General features: G+C 60.2%; 18 protein-coding genes and 1 pseudogene. 15 read left to right on the top strand and 4 right to left on the bottom strand.

Going from position 1 to position 20,078, the window contains the following annotated elements:
• Positions 1 to 193: 193 nt before the first annotated feature.
• A complete protein-coding gene (locus Q319_RS27080) occupies positions 194 to 862 on the bottom strand; it encodes a hypothetical protein (RefSeq protein ID WP_029482562.1) in 669 nt (222 codons plus the stop codon).
• A gap of 117 nt (positions 863 to 979) precedes the next feature.
• Positions 980 to 1,888, bottom strand: a complete 909-nt coding sequence (pdxY, locus tag Q319_RS0111065; protein WP_029482563.1) for a pyridoxal kinase PdxY — start codon at positions 1,886 to 1,888, stop codon at positions 980 to 982.
• 310 nt (positions 1,889 to 2,198) lie between these two features.
• Here pdxY and Q319_RS0111070 point away from each other — a divergent pair, with 310 nt between their 5' ends.
• From Q319_RS0111070 to Q319_RS0111130, 13 genes are all read left to right on the top strand, one after another.
• Positions 2,199 to 3,704, top strand: a complete 1,506-nt coding sequence (locus tag Q319_RS0111070; protein ID WP_034414722.1) for a SulP family inorganic anion transporter — start codon at positions 2,199 to 2,201, stop codon at positions 3,702 to 3,704.
• A 227-nt stretch (positions 3,705 to 3,931) separates the two neighbouring features.
• Positions 3,932 to 5,287 carry an ArsB/NhaD family transporter gene (locus Q319_RS0111075; RefSeq protein WP_029482565.1) on the top strand — a complete coding sequence of 452 codons (1,356 nt, stop codon included), beginning with the start codon at positions 3,932 to 3,934 and terminating at the stop codon, positions 5,285 to 5,287.
• A 149-nt stretch (positions 5,288 to 5,436) separates the two neighbouring features.
• Positions 5,437 to 6,720, top strand: a complete 1,284-nt coding sequence (locus Q319_RS0111080) for a cation:proton antiporter (RefSeq protein WP_029482566.1) — start codon at positions 5,437 to 5,439, stop codon at positions 6,718 to 6,720.
• A gap of 263 nt (positions 6,721 to 6,983) precedes the next feature.
• Positions 6,984 to 8,024: a polysaccharide biosynthesis protein gene (locus tag Q319_RS0111085; protein WP_029482567.1), complete on the top strand. Its 1,041-nt coding sequence runs from the start codon at positions 6,984 to 6,986 to the stop codon at positions 8,022 to 8,024.
• A gap of 11 nt (positions 8,025 to 8,035) precedes the next feature.
• Positions 8,036 to 9,250 carry a glycosyltransferase gene (locus Q319_RS26215; RefSeq protein ID WP_156039297.1) on the top strand — a complete coding sequence of 405 codons (1,215 nt, stop codon included), beginning with the start codon at positions 8,036 to 8,038 and terminating at the stop codon, positions 9,248 to 9,250.
• Between the two features lie 49 nt (positions 9,251 to 9,299).
• A complete protein-coding gene (locus Q319_RS0111095; RefSeq protein WP_029482569.1) occupies positions 9,300 to 10,415 on the top strand; it encodes a polysaccharide biosynthesis C-terminal domain-containing protein in 1,116 nt (371 codons plus the stop codon).
• Positions 10,412 to 11,578: a non-hydrolyzing UDP-N-acetylglucosamine 2-epimerase gene (gene wecB, locus Q319_RS0111100; RefSeq protein WP_245619129.1), complete on the top strand. Its 1,167-nt coding sequence runs from the start codon at positions 10,412 to 10,414 to the stop codon at positions 11,576 to 11,578. Before Q319_RS0111095 ends, wecB begins: the two co-directional genes overlap by 4 nt.
• Positions 11,579 to 11,587: 9 nt before the next feature.
• On the top strand, positions 11,588 to 12,928 hold the full coding sequence (locus Q319_RS0111105; RefSeq protein WP_081845999.1) for a glycosyltransferase family 4 protein: 1,341 nt from the start codon (positions 11,588 to 11,590) through the stop codon (positions 12,926 to 12,928).
• 13 nt (positions 12,929 to 12,941) lie between these two features.
• On the top strand, positions 12,942 to 13,520 hold the full coding sequence (locus Q319_RS0111110) for a sugar transferase (RefSeq protein WP_211252351.1): 579 nt from the start codon (positions 12,942 to 12,944) through the stop codon (positions 13,518 to 13,520).
• Positions 13,521 to 13,540: 20 nt separating this feature from the next.
• Entirely contained in the window at positions 13,541 to 14,479 is a 939-nt protein-coding gene (locus Q319_RS0111115; RefSeq protein WP_162178646.1) for a methionyl-tRNA formyltransferase, read from the top strand.
• Positions 14,472 to 15,149 (top strand): PIG-L deacetylase family protein, encoded by a 678-nt coding sequence (locus tag Q319_RS0111120; RefSeq protein WP_029482574.1) that lies wholly within the window; start codon positions 14,472 to 14,474, stop codon positions 15,147 to 15,149. The genes Q319_RS0111115 and Q319_RS0111120 overlap by 8 nt, the downstream gene beginning before the upstream one ends.
• A 34-nt stretch (positions 15,150 to 15,183) precedes the next feature.
• Entirely contained in the window at positions 15,184 to 15,807 is a 624-nt protein-coding gene (locus Q319_RS0111125; RefSeq protein ID WP_029482575.1) for an acetyltransferase, read from the top strand.
• A complete protein-coding gene (locus Q319_RS0111130; RefSeq protein WP_029482576.1) occupies positions 15,804 to 17,009 on the top strand; it encodes a DegT/DnrJ/EryC1/StrS family aminotransferase in 1,206 nt (401 codons plus the stop codon). The genes Q319_RS0111125 and Q319_RS0111130 overlap by 4 nt, the downstream gene beginning before the upstream one ends.
• A gap of 39 nt (positions 17,010 to 17,048) precedes the next feature.
• Here the strand turns inward: Q319_RS0111130 and Q319_RS0111135 are convergent, their stop codons facing one another.
• Together Q319_RS0111135 and Q319_RS0111140 are read right to left on the bottom strand one after the other, a co-directional pair.
• Complete coding sequence (locus tag Q319_RS0111135) at positions 17,049 to 18,155, bottom strand: LptF/LptG family permease (RefSeq protein ID WP_029482577.1); 1,107 nt, start codon at positions 18,153 to 18,155, stop codon at positions 17,049 to 17,051.
• Positions 18,156 to 18,306: 151 nt separating this feature from the next.
• The gene (locus Q319_RS0111140) at positions 18,307 to 19,353 is read right to left on the bottom strand and encodes an LptF/LptG family permease (RefSeq protein ID WP_029482578.1); all 1,047 of its coding nucleotides are present in this window, start codon (positions 19,351 to 19,353) and stop codon (positions 18,307 to 18,309) included.
• Positions 19,354 to 19,471: 118 nt separating this feature from the next.
• Between Q319_RS0111140 and Q319_RS0111145 the strand changes: the two genes are divergently transcribed.
• Both Q319_RS0111145 and Q319_RS27085 read left to right on the top strand, forming a co-directional pair.
• Positions 19,472 to 19,729, top strand: coding sequence for a transposase (locus Q319_RS0111145; protein WP_029482579.1), 258 nt, complete (start codon positions 19,472 to 19,474; stop codon positions 19,727 to 19,729).
• Positions 19,730 to 19,788: 59 nt separating this feature from the next.
• Positions 19,789 to 20,078: pseudogene (locus Q319_RS27085) on the top strand (hypothetical protein); the annotation flags it as partial.

A 20,078-nucleotide genomic window follows, 5' to 3' on the forward strand; every position in this document is an offset into this window, starting at 1 on the left:
CTTTGTGTGCCACGGTCCTCTTCTCGGGACCAGTCTGGCGGCGCTGTCCTGAAACCCGGCAGCAAGCGCAGCATAACACGCCGCACCTGACCCCACCCTCATGCAAAGCTGATTTTGAATGCAGCAGGAAAGGGAATGAGAAAAACGCCCCCACCTCATCGAGAGGCAGGGGCGTTCATTGCGTTGCTCTGTTTTACATGCGGCGCGCGTCGATGGTGTTCTCGTCCACGAACTCGCCGCCGTGACGCTTGGCGGCCTCGGCCACCACGTCGTAGGGCACGGCGTCTTCCACAGCCACCGCGCGCCCACCAGCGTTCACGGTGTCGTGCATGCGGCCATAGTAATCGTCGTTGACGCCGTAGGAGCCGTAGTCGTCATCCGCCGTGCGGCCATCGTGGTTCTCGTCCACGCCCGCCGCGCCGCCGGTTGCGCCCACTGCCGCGCCCACACCTGCGCCCAGCGCGGCCATGCCCAGAATCACCGGAATCGCCAGGCCGCCCGTGGCGACGGTGGCCCCGACGCCTGCCACCGTACCTATCGTGCCCAGCAGACCCGCGCCCGCACCGACAACTGCGCCCACGCCAGTGCCCTTGACTGCGCCTGCACCCGCATCTTCAGCGGCGGCGCTGGGCTGGCCGTCCATGTTGTCGTAGGTGCGGACGTCGCCGCCCGCGCCAGACGTGTTGTCCATTCCGCTGCCGTAGGTGTCAGCCATGCCGTTGTCCGTGGTGCGTGCTCCGCCCGTTTCGCTGTGACGGCTGTAGGAGGAGGTGCCCAGCGTCGGGGCCACCACGTTCTTCTGCTGCATTTCGGCAATGAAGGCGTCGGCCTGTGCGGTCGTCGGGAAAAGAATGTGTTTCATGACACTCAGTCTGGCCGGATGTCCCCAGCGCCGCATGAGACGACCTCCAACGGGCGTTGTGGTGATCCTGAAATGACCTGTAGGTCGGTCTCATCTGGACAATTGTGCTGGGCCGATTCAGGCGATCTTGCTGGCCTCGTAGACCTGAGAGGGCCGGGCGAATTCCTCCTGCGCGGCCACCAGCATGATCTCGCGGCTGTTCTGCTCGTGTGTCAGCTTGAGCAGGCCGTACAGCGCGCTCATGGAGAGACTCAGGGCCGCCGACACATCACGCGTTTGCAGGTAGTGCCCGAAGAACAGCGCGGCAATCGCGTCCCCGGTGCCGTTGCGCGGCGGGTCCAGCGGCAGCAGCGGCGTGCGGCACAGCCACGCCCCGTCGTCCGTGACCACCAGCGTCTCGATCTGGTCTGCCGGGGCGTCCTGGCGGACCAGGCTGGTCACCACCACGATCCGGGGGCCAGCGGCGTACAGACGCCCCCGCAGCTCGGAGGCCGCCTCCAACGCGTCGTTCAGGGTGCGGACCGTGCGCCCGGTGAGCAGCTCCAACTCAAACTGGTTGGGCGTCAGGATGTCGGCGGCCCCCAGGGCCTGCGCGGCGATCAGGTCCGGCAGTTCCGGGCGCACGAATACGCCGCGCCCCACGTCGCCCATCACCGGATCACAGCAGTACAGCGCCGCCGGGTTGGCCCCGCGCACGCGCCGCACCGCCTCCACCACCGCCGCCACCGTGCCGCCCGAACCCATGTAGCCGCTCAGCACGCCCGCGCACCCGCCCAGCACGCCGCGCGCCTCGATGCCGTCCACCAGTTCGGCGATCTGCTCAGGGGGAAACACGGCCCCGGTCCACGCGCCGTAACCGGTGTGGTTGGAAAACTGCACGGTGTGAATGGCCCAGACCTCGATGCCCAGGCGCTGAAGCGGGAACACGGCGGCGGCGTTGCCGACATGCCCGAAGCTGACCCACGACTGGATGCTCAGGACGTTCAGGGGCGGCACGTGCGGGGGCTGCGGAGTGGGCGAGGTCATGCCCAGCAGCATAGGGCGTGGACCGGGTGGGGGAGAGGGACGGAGCCAGCAGTTTCCGTTGTGCGGGGTTGGATTGAACGGCGTTTCAGGTCTGGCCTAAGTGTCAAGTTCCGGGGACATTCGCCGTCTACCGTGACCCTTCACCTTGCGGCCTGCCCCCGCCGTCCGGCATACTTTCCGACGCCGCAGGCTGGCGCGTTGGAAAGTCCAACCGTCGCCCCCTGACGATAATTGCGTCCCTTCCACCGCCCCCGGCCATGTCAGGCCGAGTTCACAGCGGCGTGCGCCACGCGCCCAGCAGAGGTTCCTTTTGACTGTCCTCCCCAAACCTTCCGCTCCCAAATTCGACTTTCAGGCTTACTGGCACGAGTGGTTCCAGAACCCGCGCGGCGACATTCTGGCCGGGATCGTGGTGGCGCTGGCGCTGATCCCGGAGGCGATTGCCTTCTCGATCATCGCCGGAGTCGATCCCAAGGTGGGCCTGTACGCCTCGTTCATCATCGCGATGACCATCGCCTTTATCGGGGGCCGCCCGGCCATGATCAGCGCGGCTACTGGGGCAATGGCGCTGCTGATGGTGGGCATCGTCAGGGACCACGGGCTGGACTACCTGTTCGCGGCCACAGTGCTGACCGGCGTGCTGCAAGTCGTCTTCGGCTGGGCGCGGCTGGCCCGCTACCTCAAATTCATTCCACGCCCAGTGATGGTGGGTTTCGTGAACGCGCTGGCCATCCTGATCTTCTCGGCGCAACTGCCGCAGTTCGTGGGCGCGGGCTGGCCCATGTACGCGATGGTGGCCGCCGGGCTGGCGATCATCTACCTGCTGCCGCGCGTGTTCAAAGCGCTGCCCAGTGCGCTGGTCGCCATCGTGGTGCTGACCGTGGTGGCGATCTTTGGCAAGGTGGACGTGAAGACGGTGGGCGACATGGGCGCGCTGCCGGGTGCCCTGCCGCCGCTGCACCTGCCCAACGTGCCGCTGACCCTGGAAACCCTGCAAATCATCTTTCCGGTGGCGCTGACGCTGTGTCTGGTGGGCTTGATCGAGAGCCTGCTGACCGCCCAACTGGTCGATGAGCGCACCGACACCACCAGCAACAAGAACACCGAGTCGCGCGGGCAGGGCGTGGCGAACATGATCACTGGCTTTTTCGGCGGCATGGCTGGCTGCGCCATGATCGGCCAGAGCATGATCAACGTGGGCAACGGCGGGCGTGGGCGGCTGTCCACCTTCGTGGCGGGTGCCTTTCTGCTGCTGCTGATCCTGGTCCTGCAACCGCTGCTGGTGCAGATTCCGATGGCCGCGCTCGTGGCCGTGATGATCGTGGTCAGCGTCAGCACCTTCGACTGGAACAGCCTGCGGACATTGACCGTCTTTCCGAAGGGCGAGAGCATCGTCATGCTGGCCACCGTGCTGACCACCGTGGTCACGCATGACCTGTCCAAGGGCGTGCTGGTGGGCGTGGTCCTCAGCGCGCTGTTCTTCGCGCGGCAGGTCTCCAAGATGTCCACGGTCACGCACAGCGACGGCCCCGAAGGGCGCACCTACCATGTCGGCGGTCAACTGTTCTTCGTCAGCACGCACGACTTCGTACACGAGTTCGACTTCACGCACGCCAGCGGCAAGGTCACCATCGACATGAGTGCCGCGCACATCTGGGACGGGTCTGCCGTGGGGGCGCTGGACAAGGTGATCCTCAAATTCCGCTCCCTGGGCATTCCGGTAGAAGTGGTGGGCCTGAACGAGGCGTCGGCGCATCTGCTGGACCGTCTCGCTACACATGACAAGCCCGGTGCAGCAGGTGTTGAGCTACACTGAACATCAACAATCCTGTGAACATCTGCACGGGTTCCGGCGGCCATACGCCGAATTGGGGGAAGTCTGTGACCGGGGCTTCTTCCCATTTTTTGAGGTTTTTCCAGCCGCCCCGGCCTCTGCTTTTCCGTTTCCGCCCCTCTCCAGCCCCCCTTCCCAAAGGAGTCTCCTCTTGAACGATCTTCCTGCCAGACCCGGCCCTGCCCCCACGCCAGACCCGGTGAACCCCCATGCATGAGGCGGGCGGTGAGACCCTCAACCTGCTGACCAGCCTGGGCCTGAACCTGTCGCCGGGGACGCTGACCATTCTGGCGATCGTGCTGTTCGTGGCCACCTACGCCATGATCCTGCTGGAAAAGTATGTCCACCGCACGGTGGCCGCGCTGCTGGGGGCCTGCGCCGTGATGGTGGTGGGCATCCTGACGCCCACCCAGGCGTGGGCCAGCATCGACTTCAACACCATCTTTTTGCTGTTCGGCATGATGAATATCGTCAACGTGCTGAGCCGCAGCGGCTTTTTTGACTTGGTGGCCCGTCGCGCCATGATCGTGACGCGCGGCGAACCGGCGCGGGTGCTGTGGATCTTCTCGATCCTGACCGCCCTGTTCAGCGCCTTTCTGGACAACGTGACCACGGTGCTGTTCATGGCTCCGGTGGTGGTCACGGTGGTGGCGCGGCTGGGGCTGCGGCCCATGCCGTACCTGATCGCGGTGATCCTGTCCAGCAACACCGGGGGCACCGCCACGCTGGTGGGTGACCCGCCCAACATCATCATCGGCTCGGTGGCGGGCAAGGGCTTCGGGGACTTTCTGGTCAATGTCGCCCCGTTCGCTGCGGTGGCCACGGTGCTGGGCATCGGCCTGATGCACCTGCTGATGAAGGTGCGCGGCGATCTGGCCGGGGCGGGCAACAGCGAACGCCTACGGGCGGCGCTGACCGACACCACGCCGATCAAGACCAACCCCAAACTGATGAAACAGGCGCTGGGCGTGTTCGCCGTCACGCTGCTGCTGTTCATGATCGGGCACCCGCTGGGCCTGGAGGCCGGACTGGTGGCGCTGACCACCTCCACCTTCCTGATGTTGATCGCGGACCTGACCCCGGTGGAACTGTTCGAGCAGGTGGAGTGGACCACGCTGCTGTTCTTCATGGGCCTCTTTATCGTGGTGGGCGGCCTGGAGGAAGTCGGCGTGTTCCAGACGGTGGCGGCTGGTCTGACGGGGGCCATCGACGGCAACATCGGCACCGGGATTCTGGCGGTGGGCTTTGCCAGCGCGATCATCAGCGGCTTTGTGGACAACATCCCCTTTACCATCAGCATGGCCAGCGTGCTGCGCGAGTTGCAGGTCACCCTGGGTCCCGCGATGGACCCGCTGTGGTGGGCGCTGTCTCTGGGCGCGTGCCTGGGCGGCAACCTGACCCTGATCGGCGCGTCGGCCAACATCGTGGTCGCAGACATCGCCGCCCGTGAGGGCCATCCGATGGGCTTCGTGGAGTTCATGAAGTACGGCACCCCCGTGGCGCTGGTGACGGTCACGGTGGCGCTGGGGCTGTTCTACGCCACGTTCATTCTGCGGGGGGGATAGGGAGTAGACCCGAGAAGGCAAGGGGCTGAAGATGGGGCCTGTGCGGGTTTGCCGCTGAATTGCCCCCTTACCTGCGCTGACCTGACTCCGTCCTCTTCCGTTAGAAGAAACGTTTTTAGACCCCCAGACCTCCCAGGAGCCACCCTTAAATGCAAATCCTCGATCTCGCCACCCTGCTGGTCTGCGTGACCGCCGCGCTGGCTTTTGTGAATGCCCGCTACTGGAAACTGCCCGCCTCGATTGGCGTGACCGTGGGCGGCCTGGGGGTCAGCCTGATCATCTTCGGTCTGGTCAGCCTAGACGTGCCGTTTGCGCGCGAGGCGGTGACGCTGGTGCGCGGCATCGAATTCAGCGATTTCGTGTTCCAGGGCGTGCTGTCGTTCCTGCTGTTCGCCGGGGCGCTGGGCGTCAACTCGTACGCGCTGTGGGGGCTGCGCGGGCCGGTGCTGACGTTTGCGCTGCTGTCCACCGCCATCTCGATTGCGCTGGTGGGCGGGGCCACCTATGCGCTACTGGGGCTGTTCGGACTTCAGGTGTCGTTCATCTACTGCCTGCTGTTCGGGGCGCTGATCAGCCCCACCGATCCGGTGGCGGTGCTGGGGATGCTCAAGCAGGCTGGGGTGCCCAAGCGCATCGAAACTCTGGTGGCGGGTGAGAGCCTGTTCAACGACGGCGTGGGCGTGGTGGCCTTCGCGGTGCTGGCGGGAATCGCGGCGGCCAGTGGCGGAGGTGCGGAGGCCCACGGCCCCGCCATGAGCGCAGGCGGCATCGCTCTCTTCTTCGCGCAGGAGGCGCTGGGCGGGCTGGCGCTGGGGCTGTTTCTGGGCTGGGTAGGTTGGCTGGCCCTGCGCTCGGTCAGCGATTTCGTAGTGGAGGTGCTGGTCACCTTGAGCGTCGTGCTGGCCTGCACCGCCGTTGCCGCCAACCTGCATGTGTCCGCGCCGCTGGCCGCCGTGGCCGCCGGGCTGCTGATCGGCTCGCTGGCGGACCGTGCCCCCGCCGGGCTGTCCTCACGCGAACGCTTCGAGAGTTTCTGGCATCTAGCCGACGAACTGCTGAACATCTTCCTGTTCGCGCTGCTGGCGCTGGAGGTGGTGGTGGTGCGCTTCAGCGGGCAGTCGCTGCTGCTGGGGCTGATCGCCATTCCGCTGGTGCTGCTGATCCGCACCATCAGCGTGCAACTGCCGGTGCTGCTGCTAGGGCGGCGGCGCGACTTCAACCCTTATACCCGCCGCCTGATGGTCTGGGGCGGGTTGCGCGGGGCCATTAGCGTGGCGCTGGCCTTTACCGTGCCTGCTGGACCGGAGCGGGACCTGTTTCTGGTGATGACCTACGTGGTGGTAGTGTTCAGCATCATCGTGCAGGGGCTGACGGTGGGGCGGCTGGCAGCGCGGGCAGTGGAGGCGATGGATGGCGAGGGGCATAGGGGATGACTGAGAAGCCCTTCGCCTCAGATACAGCGTCCTGATAATGGTGTCCTATTTGCAAACCCAACACCCAAAAAATCAGACCTTGCAAATTCCTATTCCACTAGTAAACCATCGACCCCGGAGAGCCGAGTTTTTCTGACTGCGGATTATTTCTCCAGTTTTTTGGTCTGCACGTTCTAGACTCTGATCGGAAGATCATCCGTATGTCTGCTTAAGATCATCACGTTCACTACGAACACTTCATCTCAAGAATAGGAGAACATTCAGTGCAATCTAACCTCAACGACAAGACCATTCTGATCACGGGTGGTACTGGTTCATTCGGCAATGAGCTCCTTCAACTCGTCAAAGACACAGAGGTCAATGAGGTTCGGATCTTTAGCCGTGATGAACTGAAGCAGGAGCAGATGCGCGTGCGCCTGAACAACCCCAAGGTCAAGTTCTACATCGGCGACGTTCGGGATCGTGCCAGCGTGGACGCAGCGATGGAAGGTGTGGACCTGGCTTTTCACGCTGCGGCGTTGAAGCAGGTTCCGTCATGCGAGTTCTTTCCCATGCAGGCGGTCCTGACCAATATCGTGGGCAGCCACAACGTGGTGGAATCGGCCATTGCCCACCACATCCAGTCTCTGGTCTGCCTCAGCACCGATAAGGCCGTGTTTCCAGTCAATGCGATGGGCATGACCAAAGGGATGATGGAGAAGGTGGCGACGGCGGCGGCGCGGCGACTGGGACGAAACGATACTGTGGTTTCCAGCGTGCGTTACGGCAACGTGATGTACTCGCGCGGCTCGGTGATTCCGCTGTTTATCGAACAGATCAAGCAGGGCAAGCCGCTGACGGTCACGGACCCGGACATGACCCGCTTCCTGCTGTCGCTGCGGAGCGCCATTGACCTCGTGCTGTTCGCCTTCGAGAACGCCGGACAGGGCGATATCTTCGTTCGAAAAGCCCCAGCGTGTACGGTGGAGGATCTGGCCCAGGCCCTCAAGAATCTGTTCAAGTCCGATGTTCCTGTTCAGATCATCGGCACCCGCCACGCCGAGAAGCTGTTCGAGACGCTGGCAACGGCGGGAGAAATTGCCAAGGCTGAGGACATGGGCGATTACCTGCGCGTCCGCATGGATGACCGCGATTTGAATTACGCCAAATACTTCACTGAGGGCCGCCCTGAAGAAGCTATATTGGAGGATTACACTTCACACAACACCCAGCGCCTGACCGTTCCTGAAGTTGAAGAATTGCTGCTGGAATTGCCAGGAGTGAGACAGGAACTGAAGTTGGACAAAGATTCTAATCTCAGATAATACTTCTGATCTTGAGAGCCGAAATGGGTTGGGCGGTTAGGGGAAACATGGACAGGAATGAAGTCTCGAAACCAAGAATTGCAATCTTCACAGACGGCTACCTGCCAGGCAGCAAGGGTGGCGGTCCAATCCGTTCCATTGAGGCCATTGTGAGCGCTCTGGGAGACCGTTACGAACTTTTTATCTTGACCCGTGACCGGGATCTCGGAGACGAGCAGCCGTATCCAGACCGGGAGCAAGACACCTGGCTTACAGGTGACAATTGTTCAATCATGTATCTCTCTCCCGGCAGTTGGACAACTCAAAATCTGTACCAACTTATTGATCGTCTTTGCCCACATCTCATTTACTTGAATAGTTTTTTTTCGACAACCTATGTTCAGAAAATCTATCTTCTGAAATTATCTGGTAGGATTAAAGCTAAAATTTTGCTCAGCCCAAGAGGAGAATTTTCTGAGGGTGCGCTTAAGCAAAAGCCATTGAAAAAATCGGTATATCTGGCGGCTTTCAAACTTATATATAAGCCAGAGTTGGTGAATTGGTTCACTTCAACTGACTACGAGAAAAACGACGTGCGGCGTGTTCTCCCCTCATCGCAGAACATATTTGTTGCCGAGAATATTCCCAATACAAAATCATTAGAAGAATATCTGACGCGAGAAAAACCAGCCGACGACACAGTAAGGCTGGTCTTCATCTCCAGAATCTCCCCCAAGAAAAACCTTCTATTTGGTTTGAACATGTTAAAAGACTATAGAAATAAAGCAATCATTGATATTTATGGTCCAACCGAAGATGAGAGGTACTGGAAGCTCTGTCTTGAAGCCGCAGAGAGTCTTCCAGACAACATAAAGTTTAGGTATAAAGGTCTTCTCGAACACTCCGAAGTGCAAACGACTTTTTCACGCTACGACATTTTCCTATTCCCCACCTATGGGGAGAATTACGGTCACGTTATTGTCGAGGCCCTGTCTTCCGGCTGTCTGGTGATGACGAGCACGGAAACGCCCTGGAGTGACCTCAACCAGCGAAAAGCGGGATGGACACTTGCATTAAACGAGAAGAAATTCTTAGACAGTCTATATGAATATGACGCCCTGGACCACAGTGAAAAAACTGCGTTGAGAGGAAAAGCTGTGGACTATGCACAGTCAAAGTTTGACCGAGCCGCTGCGACGCGAAAAACGGCGGCGGTTTTCGATGCAGTTCTTGGAGATTCCAGATGACACACGGCAAAAATCAAATTGGATCGGGTATTTTTTCTGTGGTAAAGGCATGACCGAACCCACTAAGATAGGGATCACTGGCGCAGACGGCCTGCTGGGCACACACGTTCGCGCCTACTTCCACGGCCTAGATGATCTGGAGGTCCGCGCCGCCAACCGGCAGACCTTTGAAGTGGGCAGGCTGGCCGAATTTGTGGACGGTTGCGACGCCGTGCTGCACTTGGCAGGCATGAACCGGGGCGAGGACGACGTGGTGGCCCGCACCAACCTGGAGCTGACCCGGCAACTGATCGAGGCATTGGAAGAACGCGGCAGCACGGCGCATGTCCTGTTCTCCTCGTCCACCCACATTGAGCGCGACAGCGCCTACGGTACGTCCAAGCGTGAGGCGGCGGCGCTGCTCTTGGCGTGGGCGGAGCGCAATGGCGGCAAGTTTACCAATATCATCCTGCCCGGCGTGTTCGGCGAGGGCGGCAAGCCCTTTTACAACTCTGTGGTGTCCACCTTCTGTCATCAACTGGCGAGCGGTGAGACGCCCACACCGCATAACGACGCGCCTATTGAGCAGATTCATGCCCAGGAAGTGGCGCGGCGTTTTGAAACCCTGCTGCGTGAGGGTACGGTGGGCGACGTGCGCGTTCAGGGCAAAGACATGACTGTGTATGGCCTGCTTGAAACCCTGAGTGGTATGCGCGATCTATATGCTCAGCACATCATCCCCGACTTGCGCGAGGACATCCGGCGCGATCTGTTCAACACCTACCGCTCCTACCTGTATCCGGGGCATTACCCGGTGGCACTGACCTTGCACACCGACCCCCGCGGCAGTCTGTTCGAGGCCATCAAGAGTCCCAACGGCGGCCAGAGCTTCATGTCCACCACCCATCCGGGCATCACGCGCGGCAACCATTACCACACCCGCAAGGTGGAGCGGTTTCTGGTCACGGGCGGCGAGGCCGAGATCAAACTGCGGCATCTGTTTGGCAGCGAGATTCAGACCTTCCGGGTGTCGGGCGAGCAACCCAGCTACCTGGATATTCCCACGCTGCACACGCACAAGATCACCAATATCGGAGACAGCACCCTCACCACGCTGTTCTGGACGCATGAATTGTTTGACCCGGCCCAGCCCGACACGGTGGCCGAGGCCGTGGAGCGCGCATGACCCAGACACCGATGACTGAGATTCCAGAGAGACAGAAAAAACTGAAGGTCATGTCCATCGTGGGCACGCGCCCGGAGATCATCCGCCTGTCGCGCGTGCTTGCAAAGCTGGACGAGTACACAGAACACGTCATCGTGCATACTGGCCAGAACTACGATTACGAGCTGAACGAGATTTTCTTCTCCGATCTGAGCGTCCGCAAACCCGATCATTTTTTGAACGCGGCGACGGGCACCGCCGCCGAGACTATCGGCCACATTCTGATCAAGGTGGACGTGGTGCTGGCCCAGGAGCAGCCCGACGCGGTGCTGATCCTGGGCGACACTAACAGTTGTCTGTCGGCCATTCCTGCCAAGCGGCGTAAGGTGCCTATTTTTCACATGGAGGCGGGCAACCGCTGCTTCGATCAGCGCGTGCCGGAGGAAACCAACCGCCGAATCGTGGATCACACCGCCGACATCAACATGACCTACAGCGACATTGCCCGCGAATATCTGCTGCGCGAGGGCCTGCCGCCAGACCGCATTATCAAGACGGGCAGCCCGATGTTTGAGGTGCTGACCCACTACCTGCCCCAGATTGAGGCGTCGGACGTGATGGCACGGCTGGGCCTGGAAGCCGGGGAATACTACGTGGTTAGCGCCCACCGCGAAGAAAATATCGACTCGGACCCCAATCTGGACGGGCTGGTGCTGTCGCTGAACACGATTGCCGAAACTTACGGGCGGCGCGTGATCGTGTCCACGCACCCGCGCACGCAGAAGCGCATCGACGCGCGAGGCATCAAATTTCACTCGAAAGTGGAGCTGCTCAAGCCGCTGGGCTTTCACGATTATGTTCATCTGCAAATGCACGCCCGCGCGGTTCTCTCGGACAGTGGGACGATTACCGAGGAATCCAGCATTCTCAACTTCCCGGCCCTGAACATCCGTGAGGCCCACGAGCGGCCTGAAGGGATGGAGGAGGCCAGCGTGATGATGGTGGGCCTGTCGCCAGAGCGCGTGATGCAGGGCCTGCAAATTCTGGAGGACCAGCCGCGTGGGGATGAACGTTTACTGCGGCAGCCCGCCGACTACAGCATGCCTAACGTCTCTGACAAGGTGCTGCGAATATTGATCAGCTATACGGATTATGTCAACCGTGTTGTCTGGCACAAGAGTTAAGGCCGGGCCGTGCGAATTTTACTTATCACCCAGTGGTTTGATCCCGAACCCAGTTTCAAGGGGCTGCTGTTTGCCCAAGAGCTACGCCGACAGGGGCATCAGGTTGAAGTTTTGACCGGGTTTCCTAACTATCCAGGCGGCAAGGTCTACCCCGGCTACCGCATTCGCCCCTTTCAGCGCGAGGTCATGGACGGCATTCCCATTCTGCGCGTTCCGTTGTATCCCAGCCACGACGGCTCTGGGGTTAAACGCGCCCTCAACTATCTGTCCTTCGCGGTATCAGCCTCAATTGGAACGTTGTTTATCAACCGCCCGGATGTGGCCTATGTGTATCATCCGCCCGCCACAGTCAGTCTTCCGGCCATCGTGTTGCAGGCGCTGCGGGGCGTACCATTCGTCTACGACATTCAGGATTTGTGGCCTGACACCCTGGCTGCGACGGGCATGATGCAGAATCCAAAGGTCATGAGCGCCGTCGGATTGTGGATGAGACAGGTTTACAAACATGCCGCGCATATAACCGTCCTCTCGGAAGGCTTCAAACAGCGATTGATTGAGCGTGGAGTGCCCGAGAAGAAGTTGACCGTGATTCCCAACTGGACCGACGAAGGACAGATCAACCTGACCGAACTGGACATGCAGCGCATCCACGCACTGGGATTTGGGAATCACTTCAATGTGGTCTTTGCGGGAACAATGGGCAAGGCGCAGGCATTGGATACGGTTCTAGATGCTGCCGACTTACTTCGGGAATCTCAACCGGACGCCCGTTTCATCTTGATTGGTGGTGGTGTAGAGGTTGAGAAATTGCAGATGGAAACACAGCGGCGCAATCTGTCCAACGTGGTTTTTCTTCCGCGCCGTCCTCCTTCAGAAATCGGGGAGATTCTGGGCGCAGCAGATGCGCTTCTGGTGCATCTTAGAGATGACCCTCTCTTCGCAATTACTATTCCTTCCAAAACTCAGGCTTACATGATGGTGGGCAGACCCATTCTGATGGGTGTAAGGGGTAATGCAGCAGATATGGTCGAAAAAGCGGGTGCGGGTTTCGTTTTCGAGCCAGAGAAGCCGCAGGCTCTGGCCGATGCGGTCGTCCGTCTGATGCAAATACCGAAGACGAAACGGAGTGAGATGGGAGAGGCAGGCCAAGATTTTTATTGGAAGCACTTATCGCTCACAACAGGTACGAAGAATTTTATTGATTTATTTTCAGATGTATCAGAAGCTAATTTTCAGAAATCCTTAGATGAGTATAGGGATTTGAAATACTGTAAAAGTTTATACGTAATTATTGCTATTATGCTCCTGTCCGTTTTTAAATATCTAGGCCAAAAAAAATTCTCCCGATAGGTGAAAAGCCAATATGATCTACAAAATCTTTAAGCGAGTCATGGATATTATTTTATCTGGGTCACTAATATTAATGACGTTACCAATTCTAGTTCTTGCGGCTACATTAGTAGCTTTAGAAAGTTCGGGTCATCCTATTTATACACAAAAACGCCTTGGCTTTAGAGGCAAAGTCTTTCGATTATTTAAACTCAGATCAATGCGAAATGATGAAGAGCGTGATTTAAATGTTCAGATTGGTAATGGAGACTTGTCTGTAACCAGGGTAGGAAAACTTATCAGGCGCACCAAGATCGATGAACTGCCTCAGATTTTTAATGTACTTAAGGGTGATATGTCATTTGTTGGCCCCAGACCATGCCTGCCACAGCTTCAGAGTGAGTTCAACGATGATGGCAGGGCGAGACTTCTGGTGCGCCCAGGCATTACGGGGCTGGCCCAAGTGAGCGGTAACATTCACCTGAGCTGGGAAGAACGCTGGAAGCTGGATCGGGCTTACGTGGAACATCTCAGTTTTGACCTGGACTTAGAGATCATCTTGCGAACGATTTCTGTTGTCCTGATGGGCGACAAATGGGGAGTGAAGAAATGAGAGTTGGTCTTGTCGGTGGCGTGGAATCTTCCCGGATTCTGCTTGAAAAACTGGTGGAGCATAGCTTCCATATCGTCAGGGTCTACGCTTATGCACCCAGAAAGATTGAACTGACCAGCGGCTATGTTGATCTCTCGGAGTATTGCGAAACTCAAGGCGTCGCGTATCGGAAATTTCAGAAAATCAATGATCACGCTGACGGAATCACGGAAGATAAACTTGATGTGCTTTTTGTGGTGGGCCTGTCGCAGATGGTTTCGCCCGAAATCACGGAAGCGCCTTCCCTGGGCTGCGTCGGGTTTCATCCAACGGCCTTGCCTCGTGGTAGGGGCCGTGCGCCTCTCGGTTGGCTCACCGCAAAGCAGGAAGACGGCGCAGCAACGTTCTTTGAAATCTCCGAGATGGCTGACGCTGGCGGCATCTTTGTCCAGGAACCTTTCTCAGTTTCGGAAGACGACAATGCCAAAACAGTTTATGACAAGCTGCTGGTCGCCATGAAAACCGCGCTTGATCGCTGGCTGCCGCAGCTCAAAACTGGTCAATGGAAGCCAGTAGTACAGGACGAGGCGGCGGCGACTGAATACGGTATTAGAAAGCCGGAGGATGGTTTAATTGGCTGGGAACGCCCCGCGAATCAGATTTACAGGCTTATTCAGGCCGCCGCCAACCCGCATCCGGGCGCGTTCACGTTTTTTGGACTGGACAGGTTGATTGTCCTAGCCGCGAGGCGTGAGCTGGAGCTGCCGATTACTGGCATTCCCGGCAGGGTCTTGAAGGTCAGAGGGGAAGAGCTTCTTCTACAGACTGGCAACGGCCTGCTCTGGCTCACTGAGTATGTGGGCAACAGCAAGAAGATCAGGGTAGGGGACCGTCTCGGCTATCTACCGGAATTGGAAATTTACAATATGAAACGAGAAATCTCAGATCTCCGGAAAATGATAGAGGCCCACCATGACTAGGGTTCTGGTTCTTGCGCCACATGCAGATGATGAAGTGCTGGGTTGCGGTGGCACGATGGCCCGGCACATCAGCCGAGGGGATCACGTTTCGGTTTGTGTGCTGACCAACGCATCTGTTGGTTCGCCTGAACTCTTTTCAGCCGAGCAAATCGTCTCCATCAGGGAAGAGGCAAAACAGGCCCATAAAGTTCTTGGAGTCTCGAAAACTGACTTCATGGAGTTGCCAGCGCCCCAGCTTGACCAGTACCCGCAATACAAGATTGCCCAGGTGATCGGCATGGTACTCCGGGAATCGGGGGCTGAGTTGCTCTATATCCCCCACCGAGGCGATTTGCATATGGACCACGGGGCCGCCTACAACGCTGCTCTGGTGGCAGCGAGGCCACTGGCCGGGCAGACTGTAAAGAAGATACTGGCCTACGAAACGCTCTCGGAAACGGAATGGGGCCACCCCACGCCGGACGCCGCGTTCATTCCCACGGTTTTTTCAACGTTCGGCAAAGCAGAGATGGATGCAAAACTTGCCGCAATGGCCTGCTTTGCGTCCCAGGTCAAGCCACCGCCTCATTCCAGATCACTGGAGGCCATTGAGAGCCTTGCCAAACTGCGTGGGGCCACAGTCAGCCACCATTTCGCGGAGGCGTTCATGCTTGTCAGGGAAATCGACTGATGCCCCCCATCAAGGGCTGCCCGACAAACGAAGCATGAGTGGCGTGCTGGTTGTGGGTGCGGGCGGACATGCCAAGGTGGTGATTGCCACCCTACGCGCGGCGGGAATGGACGTGGCCGGGGTGCTGGATGACCGCGCCGAGTCCTGGGGCGGATCGGTGCTGGGCTGCCCTGTGCTGGGCGGACTGGAACGCCTGGAGCAGTCAGCAGACCGAGCCGTCCTCGCCATCGGCAGCAACGCGGCGCGGCGCGATCTTGCCGCCCGGTTTCCAAATGCGACATGGGCCACGGCCATTCACCCGGCAGCTACCGTGCATGAAAGCGTGAAGCTGGGACCGGGGACGGTCATCTTCGCGGGCGCGGTGATCCAGCCGGATACGGTGCTGGGGCAACACGTTATCGTCAACACGGGCGCGACGGCAGACCATGACTGTGTGCTGGAAGATTTCGTTCATGTAGCCCCCGGCGTTCATCTGGCGGGCGCGGTTCATCTGGAGGAAGGTGTTTTTTTAGGCGTCGGCTGTGCGGTCACTCCAGGTATAAGTGTGGGACGCTGGACGACAGTAGGCGCGGGCGGCGTGGTGGTTCGGCCACTGCCTGCCAACACTGTAGCGGTGGGTATCCCTGCCCGCCCAAAAGAGGAGAGAATAAAACCATGACCCATACCGTCCCCAAGCAACTGGACCGCACCCTGGCCCCCTGGCCCGTCTTTGAATCCGACGAGATCGAGGCCGTCTCGGCAGTCATGCGCTCCGGCAAAGTCAACTACTGGACGGGCACCGAGGGCCGCGAGTTCGAGAAGGAATACGCCGCCGTGTTGGGTGTGCCCTATGCCATTGCCCTCCACAACGGCACGCAGGCGCTGGAGCTGGCGCTCTACGCCCTGGGTGTAGGCGCGGGCGACGAGGTCATCACCACACCGCGCACCTTCATCGCCTCGGCCAGCGCCGCCGTGATGCGCGGGGCCGTGCCCGTGATGGCTGACATTGACCGGAACAGCGGTAACATCACTGCCGAGACCATCCGCGCCGTGCTGACCCCGCGCACACGGGCGATCATCGTGGTGCATCTGGCCGGTTGGCCCGCCGATCTGGCCCCGATCATGGAACTGGCCCGCGAACACAACCTGTATGTCATCGAGGACTGCGCCCAAGCCCACGGCGCGAAGTACCACGGGCAACATGTGGGCACCATTGGGCACATGAGCTGCTTCTCGTTCTGCCAGGACAAGATCATGACCACTGGCGGCGAGGGCGGCCTGCTGGTGACCCATGACGAGAATCTATGGCGCAAAGCCTGGGCCTTCAAGGACCACGGCAAGAGCTACGATGCCGTGTACAACAAGGAACACCCGCTGGGCTTCCGCTGGCTGCACGAGTCCTTTGGCACCAACTGGCGCATGCTGGAAGTGCAGGCCGCGATTGGACGCCTGCAATTGCATAAGCTGCCGGGCTGGACACAGCAGCGGCAGCGCAATGCGGCAGTGCTGAGCGAGCGCCTGTCACGTCTGAGCGTCCTGCGGATTCCCGTGGTCCCCGAAGGTTCAGAACATGCCCAGTACAAGTTTTACGTCTATGTACAGGCTGAATATTTGCGCGCGGGTTGGGATCGAGACCGCATCATGGCGGAGGTGGTGGTGCGCGGCGCACCGTGCTACACGGGCACCTGCTCCGAAATCTACTTAGAAAGGGCATTCGTGGACGCTGGACTTGGACCGAAGGAACGTTTGCCGGTGGCGCAGGAGTTGGGCGAAACCTCGTTGATGTTCCTAGTTCACCCTACACTGAGCGAGGCCGACATGAATGCTGTTGCGGATGTAGTGGAAGAAGTGGTGCGGGAGGCCATGCGCCCTAACGCTTGATTGCTGCGCTGGCGCAGTAGCTCTACGGCACGATCTCTCTCACCGTCGCCCCGTCAGCCACAGCAGCGCGCCCCCGGCCACCACCGCGATCAGGTTCGGGGCGTAGGCGGCCACCACGCCGGGCACCGCCCCGTTCTCGCCCATCACCCGGAACACGCTCCAGGTGGCGTAGTACGCGAACGTCAGCAGCAGCGCCCAGACCAGCCCCAGGTCACGCCCGCTGCGGAAGCTGAACACCGCCAGACTGACCGCAAAAAAGGCCAGCGCCAGGGCGGCCAGCGGCTCGGCAAACTTGCGGTGTAGTGCCGTGAAGTCGGCGGGCGAACGGATGTTCTGCTGGCGGTACAACGCGGTCTTGGCCCACAGCTCGCGCAGCGGCGTGTAGATGGCCTTCAGCTCGCCACCGCCCGCATCCAGATCGGCCTGCACGTCCTGCACGGGCAGGCTGCCCGTCTTGAAGGTCAGCACCGTCACGGGGCGCGCGTCCTGGTAAGTCACGCGGCGGCCATCGCGCAGTTCCAGCACGTTGCTGCCCGGCAGCAGGCGGCCACTGGCAGCGGTGATGACCTCGCGGGGGGGCAGACCGTCCTGCATGGTCACGATCCGCAGGTCTTCTAATACTCCGCCAGGACCGATCTTACCTACGCTGATGGCCCGGTTCAGGGCGTCGCGTAGCACGATGCTCTGGCCATCTGTACCCGTGCCGTCCAGGCCAATCACGCGCGGGTTGTCGAAGACGATCTCCTGCTTGACCTTGCGCTCCTGCACCTTGGCGCGCGGCACCAGCCCCTCGCCCAGCGCAAAGGCCAGCACGGTCACCCCCAGGCCCAGCGCCAGCACCGGCCACAGCAGCCGGGTGGCCGGAATCCCGGCGGCCAGTGCGCCCTTCAGCTCCGAATCGCTGCTCAGGCGCGACAGGCCCAGCAGCGTGGCGAACATCAGCGCAATCGGCAGTGCGCGGGCGGCAGCCTCCGGCACGTTCAGCGCCAGCACCCGCGCCACCAGCACCGGATCGGCTCCTTTGGCCAGCAGCGGCGCAATCACCTCCTGCAAGGCCGCCAGCACCAGCAGCACGATCACGGCGGCCAGCGCCCCCAGCAGCAGCGGCAGAATCTCGGACAGGACGTAGCGTTCAAAGAGTTTCATGGCTGGCCCTGGCTCTTCGGGCGTCTAAGGGTCAAAGGGTATGAGGGTCTGAGGGCGAGGGATTGGAACGTAAGGTTCTGGGGTTGTCCAACCCGGCCTCCCGCTGGAAGATGCAGCGATCTACTCAGTGCGCCTATCATCGCAACTCCCATCAGCGGAGTCTCCAGGCCAGCCCGCCCGCCAGCAGCAGAAAGGCGAGATTGGGAATCCAGGCGGCCAGTGTGGGGTTCAGTGCCCCGGCCCCGGCCAGCCCTGGCATGGTGGTCCACAGCACGTAGAAGCACACGATAAAGACCAGCACGGCGGCGAAGGCGGCGGCGCGGTTGCGAATCAGCAGGCCCAGCATCCCGGCAGCCAGGGCAAAGACGATGGGCGTGACGGGGTCTGCGATACGGGCGGCCAGTTGAAAGGTGTAGTCGCGCACGCCCTTGCGGCTCAGGGTATTGCCAGTCAGCGCGGCGCGCAACTCGGCGTTGCTGACCTGCTGGGCGGCAGGCGGCGGCGGGCGCAGGGCGTCGTTTTGCGGCACTACCACGTCGCCAGAGGACCGCTGCGGATTCTGGCCGGGGCGCGTGATCCACGGGTTGCTGAGGGTCCACGTCTGCTTGCCCGTGTCCCAGGTGCCGAACTGAGCCGTCAGGGTCTCGCCCCTGCGCTGGACCATCACGCCGTCGAGCTGGGCCACCTGACCGCCACCACTGTCACTGTTCACGCGGCCCGCGTAATACAGCGCCTCGGGCGGGGCGTAGGTGTACTTCTCCTGCTGGGGCGGCGGCGGGGCCATGTCATAGATGCTGTACCACGAGCGGTCCCAGTTCGCCAGCCCCGCCGGAACCAGGGTGCTCGCGTTGAAGTACGCCAGCACGCCCACCAGCGCAAACGGAATGGCCAGCGGCCACACCAGACTCAGCGGACGGATGCCACTAGCCAGAATGGCTTTCAGCTCATTGTCGCGCTGCATCCGCGAGAAGGCCAGCAGGATCGAGAACGGCACCGCCAGCACCAGCGTCTTGTTCAGGTTCTGCGGCAGGATGGACAGAAAGGCCGCCACCGCCTTGATCACAGGCGGGTGGTAGATCAGCAGTTTGCCCACCGTGCTGCTCAGGGCGTCGGTCATCAGCAGGATCAGAAACAGCGCCACGCCTGCCAGATACCAGCGGGCGATCTCGCCGAGTACGGTTCGGGTCAGGATGGGCACGGCCAGGATTCTAGCGACCCAGCATGAGGAAAAGGGGGCGGAAGGCGGGTTTTGCTGGGGTGATCTTGCTAGGGTTTAGTGGAGGGGAAGTTCAGTCTGATTCATACTGGAGACTGACATGGCACATCGCACCATCCCCCACACCGCAGAATTTAAGCAGGAAGCCGTTCGACTCGTGATCAGCAGCGGGAAAAGCTGTGCCCAGATTGCCCGTGATCTCGGAATTGCCCCGCACTTGGTCGTTCGCTGGAAAAAACTGCATGACCAGCACACCGCCGCAGGACGCCCCGTGAACACGGGGCGTGGGGTCGCAGCACTCTCAGAGCAGGAAGCCCGAACCAAACAACTGGAGCGAGAACTCGAAATCACCCGTTAGGAGCGGGATATTTTAAAAAAACTACGGTGGCAAAATCAGCTTGCTAGAATCTGATCATTATGGCCCGTCAATATCGCCGTCACGCACTAGACCGAGAAGAAGCGCTGCACCGATTGGCTCCGGTCTGCCCGATCTGTGGCGAGTTTGCCCCACTTGACTACCAGAACAGCCGTTCGCTCATCGGGATGCAGGAACAGGTGAGGTATGTCCTCAAAATCCGCCGCTGTCAACATGAAGTATGCCCGTGGTTCCGTAAGCCACTTCGTCCAGAAGCAGAAGGCCGTTTGGCGCTGCCGTACAGCGAGTATGGCTTCGACGTCCTGGCTTTCATCGGTCAGGAACGCTTCGC

This window comes from Deinococcus marmoris DSM 12784 (genome assembly GCF_000701405.1).
Classification (GTDB): Bacteria; Deinococcota; Deinococci; order Deinococcales; family Deinococcaceae; genus Deinococcus; species Deinococcus marmoris.